The following is a 7,256-nucleotide window of genomic DNA, read 5'->3' as shown; positions in this document are numbered from 1 at the left end:
CCATCACTTCATAAAGCAACACACCCAATTCATCTGCAATGCCCTATATTCTGCCCATGCGGGAAGGATGAGAAACTTCGACTAAGGTTCGATTCGAGCGTAGCGAGAAAGCGTTGCCAAAGGCAACGACCCGAAGGGCGAAGCGCGCAGCGCTGAGTAATCCTTCCCCCACCACCATCACTTCATAAAGCAACACACCCAATTCATCTGCAATGCCCTATATTCTGCCCATGCGGGAAGGATGAGAAACTTCGGCTAAGGTTCGATTCGAGCGTAGCGAGAAAGCGTTGCCAAAGGCAACGACCCGAAGGGCGAAGCGCGCAGCGCTGAGTAATCCTTCCCCCACCACCATCACTTCCTAAAGCAACACACCTCATTCATCTGCAATGCCCTAATTTGCCTGATGCGCTGCGCTTATCAGACCTACAAAGCTCACTGACACCTGTGTAGGCCGGATAAGGTGTTAACGTCGCCATCCGGCAAACAGGCATAAAAAAACCCCGCCGGAGCAGGGTTTTGTCTTGAACAGATAACCGATTAGTGACGCGCGCGAACAATCTGGTATTTGCGTGTCAGATATTCGACCGGAACGCTCCAGATGTGTACCAGACGCGAGAACGGGAACAACAGGAACAGCGTCATACCCAGCACCAGGTGCATACGGAAAATGAACGCAACACCATCCAGATATTGAGACGCTCCGCCCTGGAAAGTCACCACTGTCTGCGCCCAGTTCACCAGCTTCATCATCTCGCTACCGTCCATATGCTGGGCGGAGAACGGAATGGTCAGCAGGCCCAGCGCACACTGAATCACCAGCAGCGAGAGGATCAAAATATCCGCTCCGGTGGTGGTCGCCCGCACGCGTGGGCTGAACAGACGACGTTTTAGCAGCAGTACGCCACCAATCAGACACATCAAACCACTGGCACCGCCCGCGAACATTGCCATCTTTTGTTTCACTTCAAGCGGCAACCACGCTTCATACATCCAGTGTGGCGTCAGCATGCCAAGGAAGTGCCCGGCAAAAATCCCCAGGATCCCGATATGGAACAGGTTTGACGCCAGGTTCATCCCTTTGCGATCCAGCATCTGGCTGGAGGCCGCACGCCAGGTATATTGCCCATAGTCATAACGCAGCCAGCTGCCGATCAGAAAGACAGAACCCGCAATGTACGGATAGATGTCAAAGAAGAACGTATTCAGGAAGTGCATTATTGCTGTCCTCCAGTGGTGATATTCAGATACTGCGGCGCAACGGCCCCGGCAAAACGACGCTGGTGAGCGGAGATTTCCGACTCGCCACACCCCTGATCGGCGAAGAATTTTACCTGCTCTTCTTCCCAGACCGCATCCAGCGCTTGTGGGGTATCATCACGTGCTTCATCCGCAATTTTTTCAGCCACTTTGTCGCTGTCGATAACGGTATTCGCCAGTTTTAACAGCAGATCGAACAGCACCGCATAACGGCTTTCACGCTGTTGCAAACGAGCGCTGAGCAAAGCCAGAATCGGCGCGATATCCTGCAAACCACCTAACGCTTCGCTTTTCGGCAACTGCGCAAGGTATTCCAGATACAGCGGCAGATGATCGGGAAGTTCGCGGCTGTCGAGCTGCAAACCGTGCTGCTCATACTGCGCCATCAGATCAACCATCGCCTGACCGCGGTCGCGGGACTCACCGTGAACATGTTCAAACAGCAGCAGCGATGTGGCGCGGCCACGGTCAAACAGTTCGCTGTAGGCGGCCTGTACATCCAGCATGTCCTGCGCGGTCAGATCGCGCAGGAAAACGCCCAGGGTCTGGGCATTCTCTTTATCCAGGTTCTCAGATGACGCGAGTGCATCGAAAAGTTCCTGCTGATGCTGCCACAGGGCAGCATCCGGGTACTCGAGCAGACGCGAAACAATGACGAGTTCAATCATTGGTGTGGCTCCGTTTTGCTGGTCACATCAACAGCGTCAATGCGGCGGCTGTTGAACAGATTGAATTTAGTATCAGAACCATGGCAACCGTCGCCGAAGGTAAAGCCACAACCGCTTTTCTCCGGGAACGCGTCACGCGCCAGTTCGCGATGGCTGCTCGGTACCACGAAACGATCTTCGTAGTTGGCAATCGCCAGGTAACGATACATTTCCTGTGCCTGCGCTTCGCTTAAACCCACCTCTTCCAGCGCACGAGTATCAACTTTACCGTCAACGGTTTCCGCGCGTTTGTAGTGACGCATCGCCAGCATACGTTTCAGCGCTAACAGTACCGGCTGAGTGTCGCCTGCGGTCAGCAGATTCGCCAGGTACTGAACCGGGATACGCAGACTGTCAACGTCCGGCAGAATACCGTTGCTGCCAAGCTCACCCGCATCGGCGGCAGACTGAATCGGTGACAATGGCGGCACGTACCAAACCATCGGCAGCGTGCGATATTCCGGATGCAGCGGCAGCGCCAGCTTCCAGTCCATCGCCATTTTGTAAACAGGAGACTGCTGTGCGGCATCAATGACGCTCAGCGGAATGCCATCCTTCAGCGCCTGTTCAATAACAGCCGGATCGTTCGGATCGAGGAATACGTCCAGTTGACGCTGGTACAGATCTTTCTCGTGCTCGGTGCTTGCCGCACTCTCGATCGCATCCGCGTCATACAGCAGTATGCCGAGGTAACGGATACGACCGACGCAGGTTTCGGAGCACACGGTCGGTTGACCGGCTTCGATACGCGGGTAGCAGAAGATGCACTTCTCAGACTTCCCGCTCTTCCAGTTGAAGTAGATCTTCTTGTACGGGCAGCCGGTGATACACATACGCCAGCCGCGGCACTTATCCTGGTCGATCAGCACGATGCCATCTTCTTCACGCTTGTAGATAGCGCCGCTTGGGCAGGTTGCCACGCACGCCGGGTTAAGGCAGTGCTCACACAGACGAGGCAGGTACATCATGAAGGTGTTTTCGAACTGACCGTACATCGCCTTCTGCATGTTTTCGAAGTTCTGGTCTTTGGCGCGTTTTTCGAACTCGCCGCCCAGAATTTCTTCCCAGTTTGGACCGCTGGTGATTTTGTCCATCCGCTGACCGGTGATCAGCGAGCGTGGACGGGCAATCGGCTGCGCCTTACTGTCTGCCGGGGCGTTGTGCAACGTCTGGTAGTCAAAATCAAACGGCTCGTAGTAATCATCCATACCCGGCAGATGCGGGTTAGCAAAGATTTTACCCAGCAGCAGCGCTTTGTTACCCATGCGCGGCTGCAGTTTGCCATTAATTTTACGGATCCAACCGCCCTTCCATTTTTCCTGGTTTTCCCAGTCATTCGGAAAGCCAACGCCGGGCTTACTTTCGACGTTGTTGAACCAGGCGTACTCCATACCTTCGCGGCTGGTCCAGACGTTTTTACAGGTCACTGAACAGGTGTGGCAGCCGATGCACTTATCGAGATTCAGCACCATGCCGACTTGTGAACGAATTTTCATTTTACGCTCTCCTGTACCTGGTCATTGCCTTCGCCATCCAACCAGTTAATGTTCTTCATCTTACGTACAACTACGAACTCATCGCGGTTTGAACCGACGGTACCGTAGTAGTTAAAGCCGTAGGCCAGTTGCGCATAGCCGCCGATCATATGGGTCGGTTTCGGCGTAATACGGGTCACCGAGTTGTGGATCCCACCGCGCTGCTGGGTGATTTCTGAACCCGGCAGGTTAACGATACGTTCCTGCGCGTGGTACATCATGGTCATCCCAGCCGGCACACGCTGGCTGACAACTGCACGCGCCGTCAGTGCACCGTTGCTGTTGAAGACTTCGATCCAGTCGTTATCCTCAATACCCAGATCCTTCGCATCGACTTCGCTCATCCATACAATCGGGCCACCGCGTGACAGCGTCAGCATCAACAGGTTATCGCTGTAGGTGGAGTGGATACCCCATTTCTGGTGCGGCGTCAGGAAGTTGAGCGCTTTTTCCGGGTTACCGTTAGATTTCTCGCCGATTACCGCTTTCACGGAACGGGTGTCGATTGGCGGACGATAAACCAGCAGGCTTTCACCGAAGTCACGCATCCACTGATGATCCTGATACAACTGCTGCCGACCAGACAGCGTACGCCATGGGATCAGCTCATGAACGTTGGTATAACCGGCGTTATAAGACACATGTTCATCTTCCAGGCCTGACCAGGTCGGGCTGGAGATAATTTTGCGCGGCTGCGCCTGAATATCGCGGAAACGAATTTTTTCATCTTCTTTATTCAGCGCCAGATGCGTATGGTCACGGCCGGTAAATTCACTCAGCGCCGCCCAGGCTTTAACCGCTACCTGACCGTTAGTTTCCGGCGCCAGGGTGAGGATCATCTCTGCGGCATCAATAGCTGTATCCAGCATCGGCTGGCCTTTCGCCGGACCTTCAGCCTTGGTGTAGTTGAGCTTACGCAGCAGATCCATTTCGCTCTGGGTGTTCCAGGCAATCCCTTTACCGCCATTACCGATTTTTTCCATCAGCGGGCCGATGGAGGTGAAACGCTCATAGGTAGCCGGGTAATCACGTTCAACGGTCATGATATGCGGCGCGGTAACACCAGGAATCAGGTCACATTCACCTTTTTTCCAGTCCTTCACGTCTAACGGCTGCGCCAGTTCGGCAGCGGAGTCGTGCTGAATTGGCAGCGTGACGACATCGGTTTCTTTACCGAGGTGGCCCACGCAAACTTCAGAGAACTTTTTGGCGATAGCTTTATAGATTTCCCAGTCGCTCTTCGATTCCCAGGCCGGGTCAACGGCTGCAGACAGAGGATGAATAAACGGATGCATATCCGAGGTATTCATATCGTCTTTTTCATACCAGGTTGCGGTCGGCAGCACGATATCGGAATACAGACAAGTACTCGACAGGCGGAAGTCCAGCGTAACGACCAGATCCAGTTTGCCGTCCAGTCCGTTATCCTGCCATTCCACTTCTTCCGGCTTCACGCCGCTCTGCTGGCCGAGATCTTTGCCCTGAATACCATGTTCAGTACCCAGCAGATACTTCAGCATGTACTCGTGGCCTTTACCGGAAGAACCGAGCAGGTTAGAACGCCAGATAAACAGGTTACGCGGATGGTTTTTACCGTTTTCCGGCTGCTCTGCCGCAAAGCGAATAGAACCATCTTTCAGGGATTTAACGGTGTAGTCCACCGGCGTCATGCCTGCTTTCTGCGCTTCTTCGGCGATACGCAGCGGGTTAGTCCCTAACTGCGGCGCAGATGGCAACCAGCCCATACGTTCAGCGCGAACGTTAAAGTCAATCAAATGACCGCTGTAGCGGGATTTGTCTGCCATCGGGGACAGCAGTTCCTGCGCAGTAACCGTCTCATAGCGCCATTGGCTGGAGTGGTTATAGAAGTAGGAGGTGCTGTTCATATGACGAGGCGGACGCTGCCAGTCAAGCGCAAACGCCAGCGGCTGCCAGCCGGTTTGCGGGCGCAGTTTTTCCTGGCCGACATAGTGGGCCCAACCGCCGCCGCTCTGGCCGATACAGCCGCAGAACACCAGCATATTGATCAGGCCACGATAGTTCATATCGAGGTGATACCAGTGGTTCAGACCCGCACCGACGATAATCATCGAACGACCGTGCGTTTTATCGGCGTTATCCGCAAATTCGCGGGCGATGCGTACGATCTGAGAGCGCGATACGCCAGTGATTTTTTCTGCCCAGGCCGGTGTGTACGCTTTCACGTCATCGTAGCTGGTTGCGCAGTTTTCATCGTTCAGACCACGTTCCAGGCCGTAGTTGGCCATAGTCAGATCGTAAACGGTGGTCACCAGCGCGGTAGAGCCATCGGCGAGTTGCAGGCGCTTAACCGGCAATTTATGCAGCAGAATGTTTTCCAGTTCTACTTTGCTGAAGTGCTCGGTGCCTTCGCCGCCAAAGTACGGGAAGCCCACTTCGGCGATATCATCCTGGCTACCCAGCAGGCTGAGCTGCAGTTCGGTTTCATCACCAGACGTGCCGTCGCGCTGCTCGAGGTTCCATTTGCCTTTTTCACCCCAACGGAAGCCAATTGAACCGTTTGGCGCAACCATATCGCCGTTGCTGTTGATAGCGACGGTTTTCCATTCCGGATTATTTTCCTGGCCCAGGGAGTCAACCAGATCCGCTGCACGCAGCATACGACCAGCAGCATAGTAGCCGTCGCGCTCTTCGAGCATCACCAGCATTGGCATGTCGGTATAACGACGAACGTAGTCGGTGAAGTACTGGCTCGGGTTATCGAGGTGGAACTCGCGCAGCATGACGTGGCCCATCGCCATTGCCATTGCCGCATCGGTTCCCTGCTTCGGTGCCAGCCACAGGTCGCAGAGTTTGGCGATTTCTGCGTAGTCCGGGGTAATTGCTACCGTTTTGGTCCCTTTGTAGCGAACTTCGGTAAAGAAGTGTGCATCCGGAGTACGGGTCTGCGGGACGTTAGAGCCCCATGCAAGAATGTAGCTGGAGTTATACCAGTCAGCAGATTCCGGTACGTCAGTCTGCTCGCCCCAGGTCTGTGGGGAAGCCGGCGGCAGGTCACAGTACCAGTCATAAAAGCTCAGGCAGGTACCGCCAATCAGCGACATATAGCGTGCGCCGGAAGCATAAGAAACCATCGACATCGCCGGGATCGGTGAGAAGCCTGCGACACGGTCAGGACCATAGGTTTTGATGGTGTATACGTTAGATGCGGCAATCAGTTCATTCACTTCCTGCCATGAAGAGCGAACAAACCCACCACGACCACGCGCTTGTTTGAAGCTTTTTGCTTTATCGGCGTCTTCGATAATGGATGCCCATGCATCTACCGGATCGCTGTGCAGCTTTTTGGCTTCACGCCACATCTTCATCAGACGTTTGCGCATCAGTGGGTATTTCAGACGGTTAGCGCTGTAGAGATACCAGGAATAGCTTGCACCACGTGGACAGCCGCGAGGCTCGTGGTTAGGCATATCTGGACGCGTGCGTGGGTAGTCAGTTTGCTGGGTTTCCCAGGTCACCAGACCATTTTTCACATAGATTTTCCAGCTGCATGAGCCTGTGCAGTTTACCCCGTGGGTTGAACGTACGACTTTGTCATGCTGCCAACGCTGGCGGTATCCGTCCTCCCAGTCCCTGTTGGTATTGAGAAGCTGGCCATGCCCATCGGCAAAGGTTTCGCCCTTCTGCTTGAAGTAGCGAAACCGGTCCAGGAATTTACTCATCGGTTTTCTCCTGTAGGAGCCTGACGGCTCTCTGATAAATCGACATTGCTTGATTG

Annotated in this window: 4 protein-coding genes and 2 other RNA genes; 2 read left to right on the top strand and 4 right to left on the bottom strand. The window is 54.3% G+C overall.

Features of this window, described 5'->3' with window-relative positions:
• Positions 1 to 46: 46 nt before the first annotated feature.
• Together OGV80_RS16925 and OGV80_RS16920 are read left to right on the top strand one after the other, a co-directional pair.
• Positions 47 to 177, top strand: a non-coding RNA gene (locus OGV80_RS16925) — RtT sRNA.
• Positions 178 to 220: 43 nt separating this feature from the next.
• A non-coding RNA gene (locus OGV80_RS16920) (RtT sRNA) lies at positions 221 to 351 on the top strand.
• Between the two features lie 186 nt (positions 352 to 537).
• Here OGV80_RS16920 and narI read toward each other — a convergent pair.
• Genes narI through OGV80_RS16900 form a run of 4 tightly spaced genes read right to left on the bottom strand, consistent with a single transcriptional unit; the run spans position 538 to position 7,200 of the window.
• Positions 538 to 1,215, bottom strand: a complete 678-nt coding sequence (narI, locus tag OGV80_RS16915; RefSeq protein WP_003833386.1) for a respiratory nitrate reductase subunit gamma — start codon at positions 1,213 to 1,215, stop codon at positions 538 to 540.
• Entirely contained in the window at positions 1,215 to 1,925 is a 711-nt protein-coding gene (gene narJ / locus OGV80_RS16910; protein ID WP_286515373.1) for a nitrate reductase molybdenum cofactor assembly chaperone, read from the bottom strand. The genes narI and narJ overlap by 1 nt, the downstream gene beginning before the upstream one ends.
• Entirely contained in the window at positions 1,922 to 3,460 is a 1,539-nt protein-coding gene (gene narH, locus OGV80_RS16905) for a nitrate reductase subunit beta (RefSeq protein ID WP_286515371.1), read from the bottom strand. Before narH ends, narJ begins: the two co-directional genes overlap by 4 nt.
• Positions 3,457 to 7,200 carry a nitrate reductase subunit alpha gene (locus OGV80_RS16900; protein WP_047410758.1) on the bottom strand — a complete coding sequence of 1,248 codons (3,744 nt, stop codon included), beginning with the start codon at positions 7,198 to 7,200 and terminating at the stop codon, positions 3,457 to 3,459. The genes narH and OGV80_RS16900 overlap by 4 nt, the downstream gene beginning before the upstream one ends.
• Positions 7,201 to 7,256: the final 56 nt, after the last annotated feature.

Origin of the sequence: Citrobacter sp. Ce119 (genome assembly GCF_030334525.1) — a bacterium.
Taxonomy (GTDB): domain Bacteria; phylum Pseudomonadota; class Gammaproteobacteria; order Enterobacterales; family Enterobacteriaceae; genus Citrobacter; species Citrobacter europaeus.
The sequence above is the reverse complement of the archived record's forward strand: the minus strand, read 5'-3'. Positions and strand labels throughout refer to the sequence as shown.

Excerpts from the sequence above, each read along its gene's own strand:
- narI (WP_003833386.1), bottom strand. The coding sequence starts at position 1,215 with ATGCACTTCCTGAATACGTTCTTCTTTGACATCTATCCGTACATTGCG.
- narJ (WP_286515373.1), bottom strand. The coding sequence starts at position 1,925 with ATGATTGAACTCGTCATTGTTTCGCGTCTGCTCGAGTACCCGGATGCT.
- narH (WP_286515371.1), bottom strand. The coding sequence starts at position 3,460 with ATGAAAATTCGTTCACAAGTCGGCATGGTGCTGAATCTCGATAAGTGC.
- OGV80_RS16900 (WP_047410758.1), bottom strand. The coding sequence starts at position 7,200 with ATGAGTAAATTCCTGGACCGGTTTCGCTACTTCAAGCAGAAGGGCGAA.